Source organism: Nonomuraea sp. NPDC049649, assembly GCF_040675175.1.
GTDB lineage: Bacteria > Actinomycetota > Actinomycetes > Streptosporangiales > Streptosporangiaceae > Nonomuraea.
Map to the genome: position 1 here is coordinate 21,864 of NZ_JBFAOH010000048.1, position 22,400 is coordinate 44,263.

The window sequence follows — 22,400 nt, forward strand, 5'->3', positions numbered from 1 at the left end:
TCAGCGCCGGTAGCCGGCCATCCTCTCCAGCCTGGCCACCCGCTCGGAGGTGGGCGGGTGCGTGGAGAACAGCCGGCCGAGACCGGCCCCGCTGAACGGGTTGGCGATCATCATGTGGGAGGCGGAGGTGAGGCGGCTGTTCTCCGGCAGCGGCAGCCTCCGCGCGCCCATCTCGATCTTCCGCAGGGCGGAGGCGAGGGCCAGCGGGTCACCGGTCAGCCTGGCCCCGGACTCGTCCGCCTGGTATTCGCGGGTGCGGGAGATCGCCATCTGGATGACGCCGGCCGCGACCGGGCCGAGCAGCATCATGAGCAGCGCCCCCAGGAAACCTGGACCCTCGTCGTCGTCGGACCCGCCGAAGAACACGGCCACATAGCTGAGCCAGGTGATCATCGTGGCGAGCGCCGCCGCCACCGAGGAGATGAGGATGTCGCGGTTGTAGACGTGGGACAGCTCGTGCCCGATGACGCCGCGCAGCTCGCGCTCGTTCAGGAGCTGGGTCAGCCCGTACGTGACGCAGACGGCGGCCTGGCGGGGGCTGCGGCCGGTGGCGAACGCGTTGGGCTGGACGGTGGGCGAGATGTACAGGCGGGGCATCGGCTGGCGAGCCTCCGTGGAGAGCTCGCGGACGATCCGGTAGAGCGTGGGCTGCTCGACCTCGCTGACCGGCCGCGCCCGCATCGCCGACAGCGCGATGCGGTCGGAGAAGAAGTAGGCGAAGCCGTTCGTCACGAGGGCGAGCACGAACGCGATCTGCAGACCGGTGCCGCCACCCAACCACCAGCCCACGGCGATGATCGACGCGGACAGGCCCCCGAGCAGGAGCGCGGTGCGCAGACCGTTGTGGTGCAAGGTTCCCCCCTTTCGTGGACCGGGTGCACCCCGTACAACGACCACCACCCACCCCAACGTTCCCCGGGCAGGCGCGTCCGGGATCAGCCGGACAGGAGGGACAGATCCAGCACCAGCTGGGGCGCGACCGAGAACAGCACCGCGGCCGCCACCGCCACGCCCGCCGCCGCCCACGCCGCGGGGAACGCCCGCCGCGCGACCGGCGCCGGCTCGGGCACGAACAGCCGGGCCGCCCAGACCACGTAGTAGTAGAGCCCGATCACCGTGTTGACCGCCATGACCACGGCCAGCCAGCCCGCCCCGCCGTCGACGATCTCCCGGAACACCACCACCTTGGCGAACAGCCCCGCCAGCCCCGGCGGCAGCCCCGCCAGGCAGATCAGGCAGAACGCCAGCGCCAGCCCCGCCGCCGGCCGCCGGAACACCAGGCCCCGGTAGTCGGCGAGCTCGTTCCGTACGGCGGTCCGCGCGACGAGCATGACCACCGCGAACGCGCCCAGGTTCATCGCCGTGTAGATGACCAGGTAGGCCACGGACGCCCCGACCGCGCTCGTCATCCAGCCCTGCCCCGGGGTGTGCAGCGCCACGGCGAGCGGCGCCAGGATGTAGCCCGACTGCGCCACCGACGACCAGGCCAGCAGGCGTACGGCCGAGGACTGCCGCATCGCCAGCAGGTTCCCCGCCGTCATGGTGAGGGCCGAGACGACGGCGACGATCGGCGCCCAGGACGCCTCCTGCCCGGGCAGCGCCGCCACCAGCACGAGGATGAGCCCCGCGAACCCGGCCGCCTTGGAGATCACCGAGAGCAGCGCCGCCACCGGGATGGGCGCGCCGTGGTAGACGTCCGCGGCCCAGGAGTGGAACGGCACCGCCGCGATCTTGAAGGCGAAGCCCGCCACGACGAGGACGATCCCCACCGTCACCACCCCGGGCAGCCCGTGCTCCGCCGCCATGAACGACTCCGCGCCCTCCGGCCACCCCGGCGCCGGGGCCTCACCGCCGAGCACCGCCGCCAGCGGGGACAGGAACACCGTGCCGCCGACCCCGTACAGCAGCGACACCCCGAACAGCATGACCGCCGTCGAGACCACCGACACGAGGAACAGCTTGACCGCCGCCTCCGAGGCGCGGCCGTCGTACCGCTTCAGCGCGGTCAGCGCGAAGACCGGGAGCGAGACCAGCTCCAGCGCCACCACCAGCATGATCAGGTCACGGGCGGCAGGCAGCGTCACCGCGCCCACCAGCATGCAGAGCAGCAGGAAGTACCACTCCCCGACCGGGATGCCGCCGCCCGCCAGCTCGGCCATCGACATCAGCACGACCACCACGGCCGCCGCCAGCACCAGCCCGGCGAGCACCAGCGTGAACCGGTCCACCACGAACGAGCAGAGCCCCGGATCGCCGCCCCCGAGCCCCGCAGGCACGCAGAACGTCTCCAGCGTGCGGCCCGCGAACGCCTGCGCCACCACGAACCCCAGCGCCACCAGGACCCCCGCCAGCGTGACCACCCCGAGCCCGGCCCTCACCCTCGGCCCGGCGGGCAGGAAGGCGTCGAGCAGCAGCACCAGCCCGGCGACCAGGGCGAGGGTCAGCGGGGCCGCGATCGCGAAGTAGTCGATCTGCTGGATCATGACAGGGCTCCCAGCAGGGTCTGCACGGCCGGTGTGGTGAGGGAGAGCAGCAGCTTGGGCCAGAGCCCGAACAGCAGGATGAGCACGATCAGCGGCACCCAGGCGACCATCTCGTACGGCCGGATGTCCGGGGGTTCTTCCGGCAGCGGATCGACCGGATGCTCGCCGGGGAGCGTGGCGGTCGACCGGCCGGTGACACTCGCCTCCGCGACCTGCAGAGTGGCGGGGGTGCCGTGGGTGACGCGGGAGAGCATGACCAGGAAGTACGCGGCCGTCAGGACCGCGCCGAGACCGCCGATGACCATGAACGTGCGGAACAGCCCGAGCGGCAGCACCTCAGCGGGCTGGAAGGCGCCGAACAGCGCCAGCATCTCCCCCCAGAACCCGGCCAGCCCCGGCAGCCCCAGCGACGCGATGGCGGCGAAGGTCAGCACGGCGCCCAGATGCGGGAGCCGGGCCAGCATGCCGCCGCCCAGCGAGGGGATGTCGGCCGTGTGGTAGCGGTCCTTGATCGCCCCGACCAGGAAGAAGAGCAGGCCGGTGATCAGCCCGTGGGCGACGTTCGCGAACAGGGCGCCGTTGATGCCCGCGGTCGACAGGGTGGCGAACCCCAGCAGCACGAACCCCATGTGGCCGATCGACGAGTAGGCGATCATCCGTTTCAGGTCGCGCTGCGCCAGGCAGGCCAGGGCGCCGTAGATGATGCCGACCACGCCCAGCGCCCCCAGCCAGGGCGCGACGGCCACCGCCCCCTCGGGCAGGACCGGGATCGCGATGCGGGCGAAACCGTACGTGCCCATCTTCAGCAGCACCCCGGCCAGCAGGACGGAGCCGACCGTGGGCGCCTCGGTATGAGCGTCGGGCAGCCAGGTGTGCAGCGGCCACATCGGCGTCTTGACGGCCAGCCCGAGCCCCACCGCCACGAACGCCACCACCTGCACCCCGCGGCTCATTCCCGCGCCGTGCGCCTCCGTCAGCGCGACGATGTCGAGTGTGCCCGTCTGCGCCCAGATGAGCAGCAGCCCGATGAGCATCACGACCGACCCGAGCAGCGTGTACAGGATGAACTTGATCGCCGCCGCCCTGCGCCCCTCGCCGCCCCAGATGGCGATCAGGAAGTACATCGGCACGAGCACGATCTCGAAGAACACGAAGAACAGCAGCAGGTCGAGCGCGAAGAACGTGCCGATCATGCCCACTTCGAGCACCAGCAGCGTGAACACCAGCGCCCTCGCCCGCGCCCCGCCCGGCCTTGGGTGGAACAACTGTCCCGCCCCGTCGCCACGCCCCCATCCCAGGTACGCGAAGCACAGGAACGTCAGCAGCGCCGTCAGCGCCACCAGCGGCAGCGAGACCCCGTCCACACCGAGCTGGAATCGGAGGTCGAGCCCCGGAATCCAGTCCCAGTCCACCGTGAACTGCGGCCGCCCCGCCTGCCCGTAGTCGAACGTGGCCACCATCACCACGGCCAGCGCCAGCGTCACCCCGGACACCGCCATGCCGTACGCGCGAAGCACCGGCCGCACCACACCCGGCGCGACCAGCAACACCAGCGCCCCCAGCAGCGGCGCCGCGATCATCGCAACGGGAAGCCAGCCGCTCATGCCGCCACCACCGCCCTCATCACCGCAGAAGCCCAGCCACTCACACCGCGAGAACGGTCGCTCATGTGAACACCACCGCCCCGACCGCGATCAGCAGAACCCCGGCGAGCAGTCCGCTCAGGTAGAGCTGCACGTTGCCGTTCTGGGCCAGGCGCAGCAGACCGGAGAGCCCGCGCGCCACCCGCCCCGAGCCCCGGACCGCGCCGTCCACCGCCGTGTCGTCGGCCCGCAGCACACCCCTGGCCAGCGCCATCACCGGCCTGACCAGGATCGCCGAGTAGAGGCTGTCGACGTAGAACGCCCGCTCACACGGCACCCGCAGCACACCGAGCAGCCGGGCCGGGTCCGCCACCGGATCGGCCCGCCAGGCCACATACACCACCCCGGCGCCGAGCAGCGCGAGAGCAACGCTGATCGCGGCCACCGGCAGGTCGAGGTGCGGTTCGACGGCGAACCCCAGCAGCAGGGCCGGGACCGCGAGGAGCATGACCGGCACCAGCATGACGCGCGGCGCCTCGCGGGTGTCGACCACGTGCGCGGTCCCGGGCTCCGGTTCGGGGAGCGCGACCGTACGCCCTCGGCCGAAGAACGTCCGCAGCCAGGCCCGGGTGGCGTACGCGCCGGTGACCGCGACGGTCGCCAGCGCGCACCCGTACAGCAGCAGGGCGGCGGCGTCCGTGAGACCTCCCGAGAGCGCCCCTTCCATGGCGACCAGCAGCGCGTCCTTGCTGAAGAAACCGCTGGCGGGAGGCAGCCCCATGAGAGCGGCGAACCCGATCGTGGCCGTCACGAACGTGACCGGCAGCGCCCGCCGGAGCCCGCCCATCTGGCTCATCAGGTTGGTCCCGACGTGATGGATCACCAGGCCCGCGCAGAGGAACAGCAGCGCCTTGAACGCCCCGTGCGTGACCAGGTGGAAGATCGCGGCCGTGTCGGAGCCCGCGGCCAGCCCACCCGCCATGTAGGCGAGCTGACTGACCGTCGAGTAGGCCAGGACCCGTTTCAGATCGTCCTGGGCGAGCGCGGCCAGAGCCGCCCCGAGCATGCCGAGCGCGGCCATGACCGCGAGCACGTCCATCGTCGGCCGGGCGGCGGCGAAGGCCGGGAACAGCCGGGCCACGATGAAGATGCCGGCGGCGACCATGGTGGCGGCGTGGATCAACGCGCTGATCGGCGTGGGACCCGCCATCGCGTCGGGCAGCCAGGTGTGCAGCGGCACCTGCGCACTCTTCCCCGCCACCCCCGCGAGCAGCAGCAGCGTGGCGGCCACCAGCGTCCCGGAGGACATCTCGGGCACCGCCGCGAGCACGTCCGCGATTCGGAAACTGCCCGCGCCGATGCCCAGCACGAAGATGCCGAACAGGAAGCCGACATCGCCGAGCCGGGTCACCAGGAACGCCTTGATCGCGGCCCGGGAGTTGCCCAGGTCCTCCCACCAGTGGCCGATCAGCAGGTACGAACAGATGCCCATGATCTCCCAGCCCACGTACACGACCAGGAGGTCGCCCGCGTACGCCACGAGCAGCATGGCCGCGGTGAACAGGCTGACGAACGCGCTGTAGGACGGATACCGGGGATCGTCCCTGAGATACCCGATCGAGTAGACCTGCACGGCCAGCGCCACCAGCGTGACCAGCGCCCCGAGCAGAGCAGAGAGGTCGTCGGCCTGCAAGGTGAGCGAGATCGGCACACTCCCGGTGACGATCGTGCCGTAGGTCGCCCCCACCGCCTCCGCCCGCGCCCCACCTGTCAGGAACCCGAGCCCCTGCCCCCAAGCCAGCCACCCGGCAAGCACAGCGGCACCAGCCGTCGGAACCACCGCGATCCACGCGGCCCGCCGATTCGCACCCCCCGCCGCCCGCCCCCGCGGCCACCGAGACAGCAACAACCCCGCCGCCGCGCCCACGAACGGCAGCAGCACGGCCAACAGCGGGAAGCTCGTCACGACGTACCCCCTCGCCTCACGGAACCGGCATCCTCACCGGCCTGCCCATCCCCCGCCCCCGACCCGCCCTCCGGCGCCCCATCCGTACTGCCCTGTCCGGACGGCAGATCCTCCCCGGCCGCACTCCCCGATCCGGCCCGGTCATCCACCCCTGACGACCCCTCACGCCCGGAACCGCCCTCCGATCCGGGCTCGTTCACCCCCAACGGGCGCTCATGTCCCGGACTACCTGCCGATCCGGGTGGGTCGTCCTTACCGGTGGGATCGTCCTGGGCAGGTGGGCTGGGCTTTCCGGGTTCGCTGTCAGGGGCTGCCTGAACGACTCCTTGACCGGGGCCCGGGTGTGGCGCCCCTGACGGTCCTCGGCTTGGGGCTTTGACTTGTGCGGGGCTTCGGGCCGGGGTGACGCCGGCGAGGGCTGGTACGGGGTCGGAGAGTAGGCGGGTTTCCGTACGGTCGTCTTCGGCTGTGCGGTCGCCGGGGGGTTCCGCCAGGGCCCGCAGGCTGTCGACGTCGATCGTCTTACGGTTGCGGAACAGGGCAAGGACGATCGCCAGGCCGACTCCCACCTCGGCGGCGGCGATGACGATGATGAACAGCGTCAGCACCTGGCCGCTGTGGAGCCGGTCGCCCAGCCACACGTCGAAGGCGACAAGGTTGAGGTTGACGGCGTTGAGCATCAGCTCGACCGACATCAGCACGAGGATCGTGTTGCGCCGGGCGAGCACGCCGTAGACGCCGATGGAGAACAGGAGCGCGGCAACAACCGCCGGATAGACGATGTGCACTAATGACCCCCGGTCTGATCGGCTGGTGGCCCGCTGGAGTCGCCCGTACGAGAAAGATCCGCCGAGTCGGCATGACCGGACAGCCCTCCGACACGCCCAGCAGCCAGGTCTGCGGCAGGCCCGTCACCGTCGACTCCGGGCGGGTCAGCGGCAGGTGCGTCGCGGCCCGCACCCAAGCTGGGCGGATCGGTAGTAGGCGCGTCACTGCCAGCATCAGAGCCGGACAGGTCGGCGGCAGGTGCGTCACGGCCGGCACCGGAGCCGGGCAGGTCGGCGGCAGGTGCGTCGCCGGCTGCCTCCGAGCCGGGTTGGGCGGTGGGCTGGGGTGGGATGCTGTCGGTGTTCGGGGCGTTCTCGGGGGCGGGAGGGCCGTTGATGTCGGTGCGGGACAGGACGATGGCGCCGATGAGGGCGGCGAGGAGGAGTACGGACAGGGCTTCGAACGGCAGGACCCAGGTGCTGAAGATGCTTGCGCCGAGCTCGCCCGCTGCGCCCGCGCCGGGGGTCAGCGGGGTGTAGGCGGTGCGGAAGCCGTCGATCACCACCGTCACCAGGACACCCGCGGTCGCCAGCGCCACCACGGCCGCTGCCACCCGGTTGCCGCTGTCGAGGTCGGCGGAGCGGCCGACCGGGGCCCGGGTGAGCATGATGCCGAACAGCAGCAGCACCACCACGGCACCCACGTAGATGAGCACCTGGACCCATGCCACGAACTCGGCGGTGAGCACCAGGTAGCAGCCCGCCAGCGCGCCGAACGCGACGACCAGCCACAGGGCGGCGTGGACGAGCTGTTTGGTCGTGACGACGAGCAGCGCCGAACCGACTGCCACCGCCCCCAGCAGCAAGAAGACGACCTCTTGTCCGGTGGGTGACAGGTAGGAGGGCACCGCCTCGGTCACTACTCCTCCTCGGGCTCCCTGGGTTCATCCGGGCCGAGCCCGCCCGGCGGACGGATGGAGCGAGGATCGACCATCCTCCGCCTTCGGGGTCTCGCGCCTGAAGTCTGCTCCCCCGAGCCGCTCTCGGGCCGCGTTTCCGCCGCCCCTGTGGACAACTCCTGTCCAGACTCCCCACCTGTGGATGACGCCTGCCCAGACGCCTCATCCGCCGATGACCGGCCTGACGTCTCATCTCCGGACGTCTGGTCCGTGGACGGTTCCCGTTCCACCGTCTCTCCAGCAGACGCCTGGCTCGGCGTCTCACCTGTAGGAGACGTCTGGCCTTCACTCGTCGAGGGCGTCTCGGTGGACGCGCCCGAGGTGTCGCCCGGGTCCGAAGTGGGGGGTTCGGAGGGCGTGCCTTCGGTACTGCTCGGTGTCGGCAGCGAGCCGGGCGGGCGGATGCTGCGCACGTTGGTTATGGGCCTGCGCGGGCGTCGCTGCCGGGGAGTCTCGGGAGTTTCCCCTGCCGAGGGGGTTTCCGTCGACGCGGATGCGCTCTCCTGCGCGGCAGGCCCCTCCTCCGCCGCAGGGCTCCCCGCCCGTCCGGGTTCCTCCGCTCGCGCGGATTCCTTCGCCTCCGGCGTGCCTGTCGCGCCGGAGGCGCTCTCCGCCGTGGTGCCCTCCGCCGAGGCGGGACGCTTCGTACTCTCCGCCGACTCAGGAGCCGCACCTCCAGCAGAAGCGGCACCCGCCGCAGATACGGGACCCGCCGCAGACGCAGGACCCGCCGCAGATGCAGGACCCGCCGCTCGGGCTGCGGCGTCCGGAGTCGTCTCTCGGGGAGTGCCTTCCGTTCGGGAGGCTTCTTCCGCGCGGGAGGCGCGGGCGCCGGACTCCCCCGTACGAGCAACCCCCGTACCAGCAGGACGGCGGGCGGCGGGGCGGCGGGGTGTGGCCGTGAGTTCCTTGGGGAGGTCGGCGCCGGGGTCGTGGGCCGGTGGCGGCGGGACCGTGGGGACCCAGGTCGCCAGCCTGTCCTTCTCGTGGAGAAGGTCCCGGATGTCACCCTCGGCGTACGCGAACTCCGGCGACCAGAACAGCGCGTCGAACGGGCACACCTCGATGCAGATCCCGCAGTACATGCAGAGCGAGAAGTCGATCGCGAACCTGTCGAGGACGTTCCGCTGGCGCGGCCGGCCGCCTTCGGGCGCCGGGATCGTCTCCTTATGAGAGTCGATGTAGATGCACCAGTCGGGGCACTCCCGCGCGCAGAGCATGCACGAGGTGCAGTTCTCCTCGACCAGGGCGATGACGCCGCGGCTGCGGGGCGGCAGGTCCGGCTGGACCTCGGGGTACTGCTGGGTCACGGACCTGCGCAGCATCCGGCGGAGGGTGACGGTCAGCCCTTTCGCCAGCCCTACGCCCGGTATCCGCGCCATGGCTCAACATCATGACGCACTTGGCCCTCCACGTGAATGCGCCAGCCCGTTGTCCCCAGGTTTTCCACAGCTATCCACAGCCTACGGGGAGTTATCCACAACTAGGTCAGCTGACCGTTATGTGCCAGTACACAGATGTAGTCTCTCGCCATGTCGTTGCACCACCCGAGCCGCCCGAGTGTCGGGGCCTGGGCCGCCTCCATCGCCTGGGCGGCCCTCTCCCTCCTTTCGTGCGGCTTGGCGATGCCGTTCACGATCGGGTTCGCGGCCTTCTGGCTGAGAAGCGCCTTTCAGCTGGTCGCCGCGTGCCTGTACACGGTCAACGTGGTGCTCTTCGTCGTCACACTCGAAGCCTACGACCAGATCGACGACATTCCTGAGCCGTGGGGCACCACCGTCTCCCTGCTGTTCGTCGCGGGCTGGTTCGGCGGCGTGGTCCACTCCGCCATCCTGGTGCCCGCGATGGCCAGGGCGCGTTCCGGCGGTCAGCCCGTCACGGCCCCGCCTCCGGGGCCGCGCAGCCACCACTACCCGCCGCCCAACATCCACCAGCGCACCACCGCGCCGTCGGCCCACCGCCGTCCCGGCGAGCCCGAGTGGATCGGCCACTACCGGGTGCTGCAGCCGCTGGGGCGCGGCGGCCAGGGCGCGGTCTACCTGGCGATGGCGCCCAACGGCGTGCGGGTGGCCGTCAAGGTGCTGCACGATCTGGTCGACGAGACGGCGCGGGCCAGGTTCGCCAGGGAGGTCGACGCGGCCCGGCGGGTGGCCACGTTCTCCACCGCCCGGGTGCTCGACGTGAGCATCACCGGCCAGTTCGCCTACATCGTCAGCGAGTACGTGGAAGGCCCCTCCCTGGAGCAGTTGGTGCGACGGCACGGGCCGCGCGACGAAGACGGCCTGACCCGGCTGGCCCTGGCCACGGCGGGGGCGCTGGCCGCCATCCACAAGGCGGGGGTCGTCCACCGCGACTTCAAGCCGAGCAACGTGCTGATCGGCCACGACGGGCCCCGGGTGATCGACTTCGGCATCGCGCGGGCGCTCGACCAGGCGACGGTGACCTCGGGCCACATGGTCGGCACTCCCTCGTACATGTCTCCCGAGCAGTTGTCCGGCACGCCGGTGGGGCCGCCGTCCGACGTGTTCAGCTGGGCGGTGACGATGATGTTCGCGGCCACGGGCCGGCCCGTCTTCGGGGAGGACACCGTGCCGGCGATCTTCAACCGGGTGCTCACCTTCCACCCCGACCTCTCGCCGCTGCCGCCGTCGCTGCGCGGCGTCGCGGGCGCCTGCCTGGCCAAGAACCCCGAGGACCGCCCGTCGGCGTCGGACGTGATGCTGGCCATCGTTCACTGAGCCTTCGTACGAGGGTGAACACCCGAAGCCGTGACCTGCGGTCTGTGTCGATGAACAGCCATTTCCATAACGGCTTTGTCACGGTTATCGGTATGTGCGGCGGCGGTCTCGATCAGGAACCACGCAATTCACTTTCCGTTCACTCTTTGCTGGGGAGTCGCTTCACCTTGCCCTCCTAGCGTCCTGAGCAACGCAGGGACCAAGTGGGAGGAACCCAACCGTGAAGTATGCAGGCAGGCTCGCCGCCGTGGCCGTCGCCGGCGCGCTGTCGCTCGTCGCGTGCGGCACAGACGACAACACCCCCGCAGGCAGCAGCGGGACGGCGTCCGCCAGCGCCTCCGCCGCGGGCGGCCTGAGCGGCACGATCAACGCAGCGGGCTCCTCTGCTCAGGCCAACGCCATCGACGAGTGGAAGAAGGGCTTCCAGGTCGCGAACCCCGAGGCCAGCATCAACTACCAGCCGAGCGGCTCCGGGGCGGGCATTCAGGCGTTCATCCAGGGCACGGTCGCGTTCGCCGGCTCCGACTCGGCGCTGAACGAGGAGAAGGGCGAGCCCGAGCAGGCCGACGCCCGCTGCCAGACCGGCAAGGCCATCAACATCCCGATGGTGACCGGCCCTGTCGCGGTCGTCTACAACCTGCCCGGCGTCGACGGCCTCCAGCTGACGCCGAAGGTGCTGGCCGGGATCTTCAACAGCAAGATCACCACGTGGGACGACGCGGCCATCAAGGCCGACAACCCCGACGCCGAGCTGCCCTCCACGCCGATCCAGGCGTTCCACCGCTCGGACGAGTCCGGCACCAGCGACAACTTCACCAAGTTCCTCAAGGCCACGGCCGAGTCGGACTGGCCGCACGAGCCGGGCAAGGCCTGGCCGGCCGACGCCAAGGGGCAGGGTGCCAAGGGCTCCGACGGCATCGCCTCCTCCGTCAAGGACACCGAGGGCTCGATCAGCTACGTCGAGATGTCGTACGCCGAGAACTCCGGACTGCAGACGGCCAAGGTGGCCAACGGCTCGGGCGAGTTCGTCGAGCTGACCGCGGACAGCGCGGCCAAGACGGTCGAGACCGCCGAGGTCAAGGGCACCGGCAACGACCTCAAGCTGTCGATCGACTACAACACCAAGACGCCGGGCGCCTACCCGATCGTGCTGGTGACGTACGAGATCACCTGCGAGAAGGGCCTGCCCGCCGAGGAGGTCGAGCTGGTCAAGTCCTTCCTCACCTACACCGCCAGCGACGAGGGCCAGGCCGCGCTGAAGGACCTGGGCTACGCGCCGCTGTCCGGCGAGATGCTCACCAAGGTCCGCACGGCCATCGAGGCCATCTCCTAGCGGATGATGGCAACCGAGACGACGACCCGCGGCGGCGGGCCGGCCACGCGCCGGCCCGCCTCGCGGCGCACCTATGGTGAGGGGCTTTTCCGGTACGTCTCCACAGGGGCCGGCATCACCCTGCTGGGGATCATGGCGGCGATCGCCGTGTTCCTCATCGCCGAGGCGATCCCCGCGCTGCAGGCGAACAAGGGCAGCTTCTTCACCGACCTGATCTGGGACCCGAACGGCAGCCAGGTCTTCGGCATCGGCGCCCTGGCGTTCGGAACCGTACTCAGCTCCATGATCGCGATCTTCATCGCGACCCCGATCGCGGTCGGCGTGGCGCTGTTCATCTCCCACTACGCCCCCCGGCGCCTGGCCGGGCCGCTCGGCTACCTGATCGACCTGCTCGCCGCGGTCCCCAGCGTGGTCTACGGCCTGTGGGGCCTGGCCTTCCTGGTGCCGGTGCTGCGGGAGCCCTCGCAGTGGCTCAACGACACCTTCGGCTGGTTCCCGCTGTTCGCCGGCGAGGGGGCGATCGGCGGCAAGACCATGCTCGCGGGCGGCGTCGTACTGGCGATCATGATTCTGCCGATCATCGCGGCCATCGCGCGGGAGATCTTCCTGCAGGTCCCGAAGACGAACGAGGAGGCGGCGCTGGCGCTGGGCGCCACCCGCTGGGAGGTGATCCGGATGGCGGTGCTGCCGTTCGGCCGGCCAGGCGTCATCAGCGCCGCGATGCTCGGTCTCGGCCGGGCGATGGGTGAGACGATCGCCGTCGCGCTGATCTTCCCGGCGACGTTCGACATCACCTTCCGGATCCTCACCCCGCACGGCAACAGCATCGCGGCGAACATCGCCAACGGCTTCGGCGAGGCCACGCCGATCGGCCGCGGCGCGCTGATCGCGTCGGGCCTGGTGCTGTTCGTGATCACTCTGCTGGTCAACATGGCCGCTCGCATGATCATCAACCGGCGCAAGGAGTTCTCGGGGGCCGACTCATGACCCTTCAGCAAGAAGCCGTGAGATCAACTGCGATCCAGCGCGTCTCGACCGGCCGCCGCATCAAGGACCACCTCGTGCGGGGGCTGGTCTATTTGGCGTTCGCACTGGCGGTGGTGCCGCTCGTGTCGGTGCTGTGGCTGGTGATCTCCAACGGCATGGCCCGCTTCGACCTGGAGTTCCTCACGCACTCCATGCGGGGCATCGGCGCGCGCGACGCCGGCGGCGGCGCCTACCACGCCATCATCGGCACCCTGGAGCAGGTCCTGCTGGCCTCGCTCATCTCCGTCCCGATCGGCCTGTTCACCGCCATCTATCTGGTGGAGTACGGGAGCGGGGGCCGGTTGAGCCGGGCCATCAGCTTCTTCGTGGACGTCATGACCGGCGTCCCCTCGGTGGTCGCGGGGCTGTTCGTCCTCGCGTTCTGGATCCTGGTCCTGGGCATGCCCTACAGCGGCTGGGCTGGCGCGATGGCCCTGTCGGTGCTGATGATGCCGACGGTCGTCAGATCGGCCGAGGAGATGCTGCGGCTGGTGCCCAACGACCTGCGCGAGGCCTCGTACGCGCTGGGCGTGCCCAAGTGGCGGACGATCGTGAAGGTCGTCCTGCCGACGGCGTTCACCGGCATCGTCACCGGCGTCATGCTGGCCATCGCCCGGGTCGCCGGCGAGACGGCGCCGCTGCTGCTGACCGTGTTCTTCACTGACTCCATCAACAACAATCCGTTCAGCGGACCGCAGATGGGCCTTCCCCTGTACGTCTTCGACCAGGCGGGCCGTCCCAACGACACCGCCATCGACCGGGCCTGGACCGGGGCGCTCACACTCATCCTGATCGTCATGCTGCTCAACCTGGCGGCGCGCCTGATCGCCTGGTGGCGTGCGCCCGCCAAGGGCCGTTAGGGGGTTGTCTCCGCAATGTCAAAGCAGATCCAGGTCTCAGGGCTGGACGCGTACTACGGGTCGCACAAGGCGATCGAGGACGTGTCGATGACCATCGAGCCCCGTTCGATCACCGCGTTCATCGGCCCGTCCGGGTGCGGCAAGTCCACCTTCCTGCGCACGCTCAACCGCATGCACGAGGTGATCCCGGGCGCCCGGGTGGAGGGCAAGGTCCTGCTCGACGGCGAGGACCTGTACGGTCCGGGCGTCGAGCCGGTCTCGGTGCGCCGCCAGATCGGCATGGTCTTCCAGCGCCCCAACCCGTTCCCCACCATGTCGATCTACGAGAACGTGGCGGCGGGGCTCCGGCTCAACGGGCGCGTCTCCAAGTCGGAGCTCGACGGGATCGTGGAGGAGTCGCTCAAGGGCGCCAACCTCTGGAACGAGGTCAAGGACCGCCTCAGCAAGCCCGGCGCGGGCCTGTCCGGCGGTCAGCAGCAGCGGCTCTGCATCGCCCGCGCCATCGCGGTCAGGCCGCAGGTGCTGCTCATGGACGAGCCGTGCTCGGCGCTCGACCCGATCTCCACGCTGGCCATCGAGGACCTGATGGCGAAGCTCAAGAACGACTACACCATCGTCATCGTCACCCACAACATGCAGCAGGCCGCCCGGGTCAGCGACCGGACCGCGTTCTTCAACCTCGCCGCGCAGGGCCAGCCCGGCAAGGTGGTCGAGATGGACGAGACCTCCCGCATGTTCACCAACCCGAGCAACAAGGCCACGGAGGACTACATCACCGGCCGCTTCGGCTGACCGACTCGGAGAGGAGGACACGGGTGATCCAGCCGCGGACGGCACCCGGTGTTGAGGGGGACACCCGGCACATGCCCCTGCTGCTGGTGGCCGACCCGGACGAGGCCCAGGTCAAGGATCTCGCCGACGCCCTGGAACTGGAGGGCATCAGGGTCGCCGGCGTCGCCGACGGCGCGCGGGCCCTCCTCCAGGTGGGAGCGCTCAGCCCGAACGCCGTCCTGATCAGCGCCGGCCTGCCGGTCCTGGGCGCGGTGGACCTCATCACGGCCATCCGGGCCGACCGCGACCTCCCGGTGCTGCTCGGCGTCGGGGACGCCGACGCCGAGCAGGCGGTCCAAGCCCTGAAGGCGGGCGCCACGGCCTGCGTCGCGCGTCCCTACCGCGCCCATGAGCTGCTGCCCATCGTCGGCGCCGTCCAGCCCGCCGCGGGCCCGGACCGCAACGTCCTCACCGTCGGGTACGTGCAGATCGACCTCGACGCCTACCAGGTCCACTGCCGGGGAAAGCTGACCCATCTCCCGCTGCGCGAGTTCCAGCTGCTGGCCTTCCTCATGCGCCATGCCGACAAGACCGTGACGCGCCGGCAGATCATGCGCCACGTCTGGCAGAGCGACCAGCTCACCAGCGGCACCACCAACACCCTGGCCGTCCACGTCAAACGGCTGCGCCGCCGGCTCGGCGACCACGACGACAAGCTCATCCAGACCGTGCGGAGCGTCGGCTACCGCCTGGTCACGCCACCCGGCGACAGCGCGCCCTAAAACCGGCCCGCCAGGGCGCGGACGGCCTCGTCGAGACGGCGGTCCGCGGTGAGGGTGACCGGCCTGCCCCGGACGTACGCGGAGAGCGGGGCCGCCGGAGGGTGGTCGATCAGCTCGACCATCGGCGGGATCGCCTCCCGCACCGGCTTGGCGAACAGGGCGGTGGCGAGCAGTTCGGCCGCGCGGGCGCCCTGCATGGTGGCCTTGAACGCCCGGTAGCCGCGTTCGAACTGCAGGTCGTCCCAGTGGATCTCACCTGCCTTGATCCCGCCGACACCGCACAGGTCGAGGATCACGGGTGTCTCGGCCTTCTCCAGAGAGGCGCGCAGGCCGCGGGTCATGAGCCAGCGGATCGTGACGCTGGAGGACATGGCGTTCGTCATCTGGGGAGTGGCGGGCGCGGCGGGCGACCAGTGCCCGGTAGAGGCCACGGCCGCGCCAGCCCGGGACGGTGCCGCCACTCCAGAGGCCCGCGAAGCCCGTACCTGGATAAAGCTCCATCCGGGCGGCGCTGACCGGTTCATCCCCGGCCATCGCCACAAAGGCCACCAGGCTGCCCTGGGCGAGCTGGGCCCGGAGAGCGGGCGCCAGGTCGGAGGAGACACCGAATGCCTGGTCGTGGACGGCCATCATGAGATCCACGTCCGCGTCGGTGGCGACCTGGTGGAGACGGACCCCGTCGGGAGGCGGGACCTCCGTGTCCAACTCGGCGATCTCGGCCACCATCAGCGTCTCTTCCTCGCCGGGGACGAACCCGGCCTTCAGCAGCCGGGACGGCAGATCCGGCGGCTGGTCGTAGCCGTAGAGCTTCCACTCGAACCCGCGCCCCAGCGAGGTGAAGTACGAGACCTGAGCGGCGATCTCCGCGTCGGCCACAGCGCTGTCGAAACCCGACCAGATGACGCAGTCCCAGCCGTCGCCGAGGTAGCGGATCACCCGGCCCGCGCGTTCGACCCGATCCCCCGGGCCGACAGGCCGCGCGCCCCGCCTCAGCTCGCGGTCGAACGCGGCCAGCACCTCGTCACGATCCATGCCGCCACCCCAGCACCGCGGCCACGCGAGGCGCAACAGGAATCTACGGGGAGCCGCGGTCGCACGTCCGGAGCAGATTCAGGTACTCCTCGCGGCTGAGCCGGAGAACCGCCAGGCTGAGACCGTTGCTGGAGGCGAGGCGGTTCAGGTCGTCAGAGGCCCACGGCCCGGGGATGTGGTGCAGGGCGCGGCCGGACTGGTTCAGCAGGAACAGGCCGGACCGGTCCTCGTACTGGTACGCGAGCAGCCCGGAGACCCGCCCCGGAGCCTGGCCGATCCGCATGGCGAGCTTCTCCCCGCTGCTCTGGATCGCCAGTTCCTTGTCGCGCTCGATCACCAGGTTGGGGCCGTCCGGCGGGCCTGCGCGCATGCCCTTGCTCGCCTCGTACCGGCGCCAGCGGGCCGCGAGCGGGCGGAACACCAGCAGCAGCGGGCTGAACGCGACGGCCAGCCACTTCACCTCGACCAGCTCGATGAGCACCCGGCCGAGCACCGACAGCCCGCGCCAGGCCGCCCAGGCGCCGACCGAGATCAGGTAGACCATCAGCGCCAGCCCTGCCACCCCGGTCGCGTAGATCAGCGGCCTCCGCCACCGCGCCGGTTTCGCCGGGGGCAGGCCGAACATCCGCCGCCACCCGGGGGCACGGCCGGACAGCCGGGCGCGCACCCGATCGGAGGTCTCGAACCGGCTGCCGCCGACCGGGACCCCGGCCGCACCGCCGAAGCTCGCGACCTGCTCCGTGTCCCAGGCGCCGGGCAGGTCGAGCATGACCAGGCCGTCGCAGTCGAGCGCGGCCAGCCCGGCCCACTGCTGTGCGCCCGACTCCAGGTGCCGGTGATAGAGGTACTGGTAGAGCGCGACGGGCCGCACCCGTACGGAGTCATCGCGGGTGGTGGCCACCAGGTCGGGGCCGTCCCAGGTCAGGACCGTCTCCGGCACCGGGCCGCCGCTCACCGCCGGACCGACCGGGGACAAGCGCAAGGTCATCGAAACCCCCTCAAAGGCCCCCTAACGGTAAGACGAACGGAGACGGCCGGGAGTTTCACCTAGAAGAGCTTCCAGGGCAGGTTTCAGATCGCGACGCGGACGACGCCGGTGATGGCGAGCTGGACGAGTGCCAGAGGCACCAGGACGGCCCAGGCGAGCTTCTGCAGCTGGTCCTCGCGGAAGCGCGGGAAGGTGACGCGCAGCCAGATGACCACGAACGCCAGCGCGAACACCTTGACCAGCGTCCACAGCCAGCCGGGCAGCAGCGGCCCCTGCCAGCCGCCGAGGAAGAGCACGCTGGTCAGGAACGACAGCACGACGATCCCGGCGTACTCCGCGAGCATGAAGAGCGCGAAGCGGATGCCGGTGTACTCGGTCATCGGGCCCATGATGATCTCGGACTCGGCGATCGGCATGTCGAACGGCGGCCGGCGCAGCTCGGCCAGCCCGGCGACGAAGAACACCACGCCGCCGATGGCCTGCCACGGCAGCCACCACCACTGCCACGCCTCGACGATGCCGGGCAGCGACAGCGTGCCGGCCGCCATCGCGACGGAGGAGGCGGCCAGCACCAGCGGCAGCTCGTACGCGACGAGCTGGGCGGCCGCCCGCATGCCGCCGAGCAGCGAGTACTTGTTGGCCGACGCCCACCCGGCCATGATCGCGCCGAGCACGCCGACGCCCATGACGGCGAGCACGAAGAACAGCCCGAGGTCGAGGTCGACGCCGACGAACCCGTCGTCGATCGGCAGGGCGATCAGCACCACCAGGTAGGGCACCAGCGCCACCCCGGGGGCGAGCATGAAGACGCGCCGGTCGGCGGCGGCCGGGACCACGTCCTCCTTCTGCATGAACTTGACGCCGTCGGCGATGAGTTGCGCCCAGCCGTGGAATCCGCCGGCGTACATGGGCCCGAGACGGGACTGCATGTGGGCCATGACCTTGTGTTCGGTCTGCCCCACGATCAGCGGCAGGGCGAGGAAGATGAACAGGATCACGGCGAAGTGCAGCACCACGTCAAGCATCGGGTGACCCCCAGTCGGCCGGCACGCCCGGCGGCAGCGTCTTGCGGCGGCTCGGCGCGCCGTGGCCGGACTCGCCGGGTTCCTTGGCGCCCGGCCACTGCTTGGCGACCCGGGCGGCCAGGATGAAGTCCTTGCGGAGCGGGTGGCCCTCGAACCCGTCGGGCAGCAGCAGCGGCACCAGGTTGGGGTGGCCTTCGAAGATCACCCCGAACATCTCGTACGTTTCGCGCTCGTGCCAGTCGGCGCCCCGGTAGACGCCGACGGCGGTGGGCAGGCGCGGGTCGTCGCGCGGCACGGCGGTGCGCAGCAGCAGCCGTGAGCGGGTGTCGGGGTTGTAGACGTGGGCGACCACGTGGAAGGCGTCCGGCGGCTCGTCGACGCCGGTCAGCCAGTCGAAGAAGGCGTAGCCCAGGGCGTCGCGGACGTGGGTGAGCAGCTCGATCCAGTCGCCGGGGGCGACGTCGACGACGGTGTCGCCGTAGGAGTCGGTGACCTCCGCGCGGCCTTCCAGCGGACCGGCGGCGAAGGCGGTCACGAGCCCTCCCCGGCGTAGCGGTCGCCGAGGTTCTCCGCGGCGATCTTCTCCTGCAGCTTCATGATGCCGTGGAGCAGCGCCTCGGGGCGGGGCGGGCAGCCGGGCACGTAGACGTCGACGGGCACGATCTGGTCGACGCCGTTGGTGACGCAGTAGGAGTCCCAGTAGGGGCCGCCGCTGTTGGAGCAGGCGCCGAAGGAGATGACGTACTTCGGGTCGGGCATCTGCTCGTAGAGGCGCTTGACGGCCGGGGCCATCTTGTCGGTGACCGTACCGGAGACGATCATGAGGTCGGCCTGGCGCGGCCCGTTGGCGAACGGGATGACGCCGAACCGGATGAAGTCGTGGCGGCTCATCGAGGTGGCGATGAACTCGATCGCGCAGCAGGCCAGCCCGAAGTTGAACACCCAGAGCGAGTAGCGCCGCCCCCAGTTGAGCACGAACCGCATGGGTTTGGGCGCGAGCCGCGAGACCGGCCCCACCGTGGGCATCGGGAGATCCGTCGCTGCCATGTGACCCATTGTTGCGCGGATCAGGGTCGAGAGCTACGTCCAGGTCAGGACGCGCTTGCGCCAGGCGTAGAGGATGCCCAGGGCGATGACGCCGAGGAAGACGAACATCTCGACCAGCGTGGTGACGCCGTAGCCGGGCGCGGCGAAGACGGTGGCCCACGGGAAGAGGAAGACCGCGTCGACGGCGAAGATCACGTAGAGGTAGGTGAAGACGTAGTAGCGGACCTGGGACTGGGCCCAGCCCTCGCCGACGGGGTCGAGGCCGCACTCGTAGCTGGTCAGCTTCTCGGGCGTGGGCCTGGACGGGCGCAGCGCGCGGTTGACGAGGAGCGCTCCGGCCACGATGGCGACGCCGATCGCGAGCAGCGCCGCGACCAGCAGGTAGGACCCGTAGTAGCCGTCCATGCCCGCGATGGTAACCCAGCAAAACCTAACGCCCTATACCCCCAAATCCCGGCAAATCATAAGATCCGCGACATATCCTCATACGCATGTTCAAAGTTCGATCTTTGGGAGGAATCGCCCTGCTGGCCCTGGCCACCTCCGGCTGCGGTCTCGCCGCTGCCGCGCCCCAGCAGGACACCCGGCTCCCCGCCGACCCCACCAGGATCGAATTCGTCGACCCCGCGAACATCTCCGGCCTGGCCCCCCGGACGCTGAGCGGCGGCGACGACCTGACCCGGCGCGTCCGCATCAACTACCCCGAACTGAGCGGCGCGACCGCGCTCAACAAGAAGCTCCGCGGGGACGCCGAGCGGCGGCTGCGCGCGTTCCGGGAGAACGCCCGCGGCGTGCCCGGCGCCGAGCTGAACGTCGACTGGGAACTCGTCGCCGCCGGCGACGTCGTGGGCGTCCGGCTGCGGGCCGGCCGCTCCCTGACGGCCGGCCGTGACCACGCCACCACGACCTTCTGGTACGACACGAGCACCCGCAGGGCCCTTGACTCGATCGACCTGCTGAACGGCGACGGCGCGCTGGACGAGGTGGCCCGCCTGGTCAGGGCCGGGCTCGAGAACCGCGGGCCGGTGGTGGACCGCGAGCAGGTGATGCCGGGGCGCGCCCGGTTCGACTCGATGGCCTTCAACGCCTCGGGCGACCTGGTGGTGGAGTTCGACGACTGCGAGATCGCGCCCTGCTCGCTCGGCAGGCTGGCCGTGGCCATACCCGCGGACCAGGCGTCGCCGCTGCTGTCGGAGACCGGGCGGCGCGCCCAGCGGGACGTCCGCCGCCACGGGCAGCGGGTCGCGGTCAAGCGCCCCGAGACGGCCCCCTCCCCCGCCCCGGCCGCCATCAGCAACCGCGCGGGCACCGTCGACTGCGCGAAGACCAAGTGCGTCGCGCTCACCTTCGAGGACGGGCCGGGCCCCGAGACGGGCAAGCTCCTCGACGCGCTGCGCGAGGCCGACGCCCGCGCCACGTTCTTCGTCATGGGCAGCAGCGCGGTCGGCGAGCCCGAGCTGCTGCGCCGGATGGCCGCCGAGGGCCACCTCATCGGCAACCACTCGTACCAGCACCGCGACCTGGCCCGGCTGCCCTCCAGCAAGATCGCTCACGCGTTCACCCGCACCGAGGAGGTCGTGGTCGCGGCGACGGGCGCGCGTCCGACGCTCGCCCGCGCCCCCTACGGCTCGGTCAGCACCGAGGTGCGCAACGTCGCCCGCGCCCAGGGGCTCGCCCTCGTGGACAGCGACGTGGACCCCGCCGACTGGCGCGACAGGGACAGCGCCGCGATCGCCGACCGGGTGGTGGAGCGCGCCCATCCGGGCGCGATCGTGCGCCTGCACGACACCCAGCGCGCGACCGTCGCCGCCGTCCCGGACATCCTGGAGCGGCTCGCCGGGAAGGGTTACACCTTCGTTACTGTTCCAGAGTTGTACGGGTCAGGTGGGATGAAGGCAGGAGACCTGTACAAGTCGGGGAGCGCGCCCGCGCGAAAGCAGCCCCTGACGTAGCAGACGCGGCAGGGGGACGTATAGTTGGCGCTCGTGACCCGAACTGTCCTCTTCGCGCGCCTGCATGTGGATCTCTGCAGGCTTGCAGCAGGGCTGTGTCGCCCTTCTGTCGCCTCCGTTTCCTGAATCCCACCGCGTTTACCCGCTATGGGCGGTGTGCAAACGCGCGACGTCCCGAGGATCTAGCATGAAAATGAGTACGCGCCAGAAGCGAACGCGCACAGGCGCGTCGAGGAGGACCGAGCTGTGAGCAAGCAGGTTCAGCAACTCGATCGCGTGATCATCCGGTTCGCCGGTGACTCCGGCGACGGCATGCAACTGACCGGTGACCGGTTCACCGCCGGCACCGCCGAGTTCGGCAACGACCTGTCCACCCTGCCCAACTTCCCCGCCGAGATCCGCGCACCGGCCGGCACCCTGCCCGGCGTGTCCAGCTTCCAGCTGCACTTCGCCGACCACGACATCCTCACCCCCGGCGACGCCCCCAACGTCCTGGTCGCGATGAACCCCGCCGCGCTCAAGGCCAACCTCGGCGACCTGCCCCGCGGCGCCGACATCATCGCCAACACCGACGAGTTCACCAAGCGCAACCTGGCCAAGGTCGGCTACACCACCAACCCCCTGGAAGACGGCTCGCTCGCCGAGTGGCGGGTGCACGCCGTCCCGCTGACCTCGCTGACCGTCAAGGCGCTGGAAGACTTCGACATCAGCAAGAAGGACGCCGAACGCGCCAAGAACATGTTCGCGCTCGGCCTGCTGTCCTGGCTCTACCACCGCCCGACCGAGCAGACCATCAGCTTCCTGGAGACCAAGTTCGCCCGGAAGCCGGAGATCGCCAAGGCCAACATCGCCGCCTTCCAGGCGGGCTGGAACTACGGCGAGACCACCGAATCCTTCTCCGTCTCCTACGAGGTCAAGCCCGCCCGGCTGGCGCCGGGGGTGTATCGCAACATCTCCGGCAACCAGGCCCTGGCCTACGGCCTGATCGCCGCCAGCGTCCAGTCGAAGCTGCCGCTGTTCCTCGGCTCCTACCCGATCACCCCGGCCTCCGACATCCTGCACGAGCTGTCGGCGCACAAGCACTTCGG

General features: G+C 70.5%; 21 protein-coding genes and 1 pseudogene. 8 read left to right on the top strand and 14 right to left on the bottom strand.

Features of this window, described 5'->3' with window-relative positions; translation table 11 throughout:
* The 7 genes and pseudogenes from htpX to AB0J42_RS33770 form a co-directional block, all read right to left on the bottom strand.
* Nucleotides 1–852, bottom strand: coding sequence for a zinc metalloprotease HtpX (gene htpX / locus AB0J42_RS33740; RefSeq protein ID WP_364301783.1), 852 nt, complete (start codon nt 850–852; stop codon nt 1–3).
* Nucleotides 853–935: 83 nt separating this feature from the next.
* Entirely contained in the window at nt 936–2,483 is a 1,548-nt protein-coding gene (locus tag AB0J42_RS33745) for an NADH-quinone oxidoreductase subunit N (RefSeq protein ID WP_364301785.1), read from the bottom strand.
* On the bottom strand, nt 2,480–4,087 hold the full coding sequence (locus tag AB0J42_RS33750; RefSeq protein WP_364301787.1) for an NADH-quinone oxidoreductase subunit M: 1,608 nt from the start codon (nt 4,085–4,087) through the stop codon (nt 2,480–2,482). The genes AB0J42_RS33745 and AB0J42_RS33750 overlap by 4 nt, the downstream gene beginning before the upstream one ends.
* A 61-nt stretch (nt 4,088–4,148) precedes the next feature.
* Entirely contained in the window at nt 4,149–6,032 is a 1,884-nt protein-coding gene (locus AB0J42_RS33755; protein WP_364301789.1) for an NADH-quinone oxidoreductase subunit L, read from the bottom strand.
* 485 nt (nt 6,033–6,517) lie between these two features.
* A pseudogene (gene nuoK / locus AB0J42_RS33760) lies at nt 6,518–6,820 on the bottom strand (NADH-quinone oxidoreductase subunit NuoK); the annotation flags it as partial.
* Nucleotides 6,820–7,719: an NADH-quinone oxidoreductase subunit J gene (locus AB0J42_RS33765; RefSeq protein ID WP_364301792.1), complete on the bottom strand. Its 900-nt coding sequence runs from the start codon at nt 7,717–7,719 to the stop codon at nt 6,820–6,822. The gene AB0J42_RS33765 and the pseudogene nuoK, both read right to left, overlap by 1 nt.
* A complete protein-coding gene (locus AB0J42_RS33770; protein WP_364301794.1) occupies nt 7,719–9,140 on the bottom strand; it encodes a 4Fe-4S binding protein in 1,422 nt (473 codons plus the stop codon). The genes AB0J42_RS33765 and AB0J42_RS33770 overlap by 1 nt, the downstream gene beginning before the upstream one ends.
* 150 nt (nt 9,141–9,290) lie before the next feature.
* On the opposite strand from AB0J42_RS33770, the gene AB0J42_RS33775 reads away from it, so the two are divergent.
* The 6 genes from AB0J42_RS33775 (at nt 9,291) to AB0J42_RS33800 (ending at nt 15,268) form a co-directional block, all read left to right on the top strand.
* Entirely contained in the window at nt 9,291–10,496 is a 1,206-nt protein-coding gene (locus AB0J42_RS33775) for a serine/threonine-protein kinase (RefSeq protein WP_364301796.1), read from the top strand.
* A 220-nt stretch (nt 10,497–10,716) separates the two neighbouring features.
* Nucleotides 10,717–11,829, top strand: a complete 1,113-nt coding sequence (gene pstS / locus AB0J42_RS33780) for a phosphate ABC transporter substrate-binding protein PstS (RefSeq protein ID WP_364301798.1) — start codon at nt 10,717–10,719, stop codon at nt 11,827–11,829.
* A 6-nt stretch (nt 11,830–11,835) separates the two neighbouring features.
* Nucleotides 11,836–12,816, top strand: a complete 981-nt coding sequence (gene pstC, locus AB0J42_RS33785) for a phosphate ABC transporter permease subunit PstC (protein WP_364301825.1) — start codon at nt 11,836–11,838, stop codon at nt 12,814–12,816.
* Nucleotides 12,813–13,715: a phosphate ABC transporter permease PstA gene (pstA, locus tag AB0J42_RS33790; RefSeq protein WP_364301800.1), complete on the top strand. Its 903-nt coding sequence runs from the start codon at nt 12,813–12,815 to the stop codon at nt 13,713–13,715. Before pstC ends, pstA begins: the two co-directional genes overlap by 4 nt.
* Nucleotides 13,716–13,730: 15 nt before the next feature.
* Nucleotides 13,731–14,507 (top strand): phosphate ABC transporter ATP-binding protein PstB, encoded by a 777-nt coding sequence (pstB, locus tag AB0J42_RS33795; RefSeq protein WP_364301802.1) that lies wholly within the window; start codon nt 13,731–13,733, stop codon nt 14,505–14,507.
* 23 nt (nt 14,508–14,530) lie between these two features.
* A complete protein-coding gene (locus tag AB0J42_RS33800; protein WP_364301804.1) occupies nt 14,531–15,268 on the top strand; it encodes a response regulator transcription factor in 738 nt (245 codons plus the stop codon).
* Here the strand turns inward: AB0J42_RS33800 and AB0J42_RS33805 are convergent.
* The 7 genes from AB0J42_RS33805 to AB0J42_RS33835 form a co-directional block, all read right to left on the bottom strand.
* Complete coding sequence (locus AB0J42_RS33805; RefSeq protein ID WP_364301807.1) at nt 15,265–15,564, bottom strand: hypothetical protein; 300 nt, start codon at nt 15,562–15,564, stop codon at nt 15,265–15,267. The two genes, AB0J42_RS33800 and AB0J42_RS33805, sit on opposite strands and share 4 nt — an antisense overlap.
* The gene (locus tag AB0J42_RS33810; RefSeq protein WP_364301809.1) at nt 15,521–16,300 is read right to left on the bottom strand and encodes a GNAT family N-acetyltransferase; all 780 of its coding nucleotides are present in this window, start codon (nt 16,298–16,300) and stop codon (nt 15,521–15,523) included. The genes AB0J42_RS33805 and AB0J42_RS33810 overlap by 44 nt, the downstream gene beginning before the upstream one ends.
* A gap of 43 nt (nt 16,301–16,343) precedes the next feature.
* The gene (locus tag AB0J42_RS33815) at nt 16,344–17,288 is read right to left on the bottom strand and encodes a hypothetical protein (RefSeq protein WP_364301811.1); all 945 of its coding nucleotides are present in this window, start codon (nt 17,286–17,288) and stop codon (nt 16,344–16,346) included.
* A gap of 83 nt (nt 17,289–17,371) precedes the next feature.
* Nucleotides 17,372–18,313 (bottom strand): NADH-quinone oxidoreductase subunit NuoH, encoded by a 942-nt coding sequence (gene nuoH, locus AB0J42_RS33820; protein WP_364301813.1) that lies wholly within the window; start codon nt 18,311–18,313, stop codon nt 17,372–17,374.
* On the bottom strand, nt 18,306–18,848 hold the full coding sequence (locus AB0J42_RS33825) for an NADH-quinone oxidoreductase subunit C (protein ID WP_364301815.1): 543 nt from the start codon (nt 18,846–18,848) through the stop codon (nt 18,306–18,308). Before AB0J42_RS33825 ends, nuoH begins: the two co-directional genes overlap by 8 nt.
* Complete coding sequence (locus AB0J42_RS33830) at nt 18,845–19,297, bottom strand: NADH-quinone oxidoreductase subunit B family protein (protein ID WP_364301827.1); 453 nt, start codon at nt 19,295–19,297, stop codon at nt 18,845–18,847. Before AB0J42_RS33830 ends, AB0J42_RS33825 begins: the two co-directional genes overlap by 4 nt.
* 96 nt (nt 19,298–19,393) lie before the next feature.
* Nucleotides 19,394–19,765, bottom strand: coding sequence for an NADH-quinone oxidoreductase subunit A (locus tag AB0J42_RS33835; protein WP_364301817.1), 372 nt, complete (start codon nt 19,763–19,765; stop codon nt 19,394–19,396).
* A gap of 86 nt (nt 19,766–19,851) precedes the next feature.
* Between AB0J42_RS33835 and AB0J42_RS33840 the strand changes: the two genes are divergently transcribed.
* Nucleotides 19,852–21,312, top strand: coding sequence for a polysaccharide deacetylase family protein (locus AB0J42_RS33840; protein WP_364301819.1), 1,461 nt, complete (start codon nt 19,852–19,854; stop codon nt 21,310–21,312).
* Nucleotides 21,313–21,558: 246 nt separating this feature from the next.
* The coding region (locus AB0J42_RS33845) for a 2-oxoacid:acceptor oxidoreductase family protein (RefSeq protein ID WP_364301821.1) at nt 21,559–22,400 on the top strand (842 nt) is incomplete at its 3' end.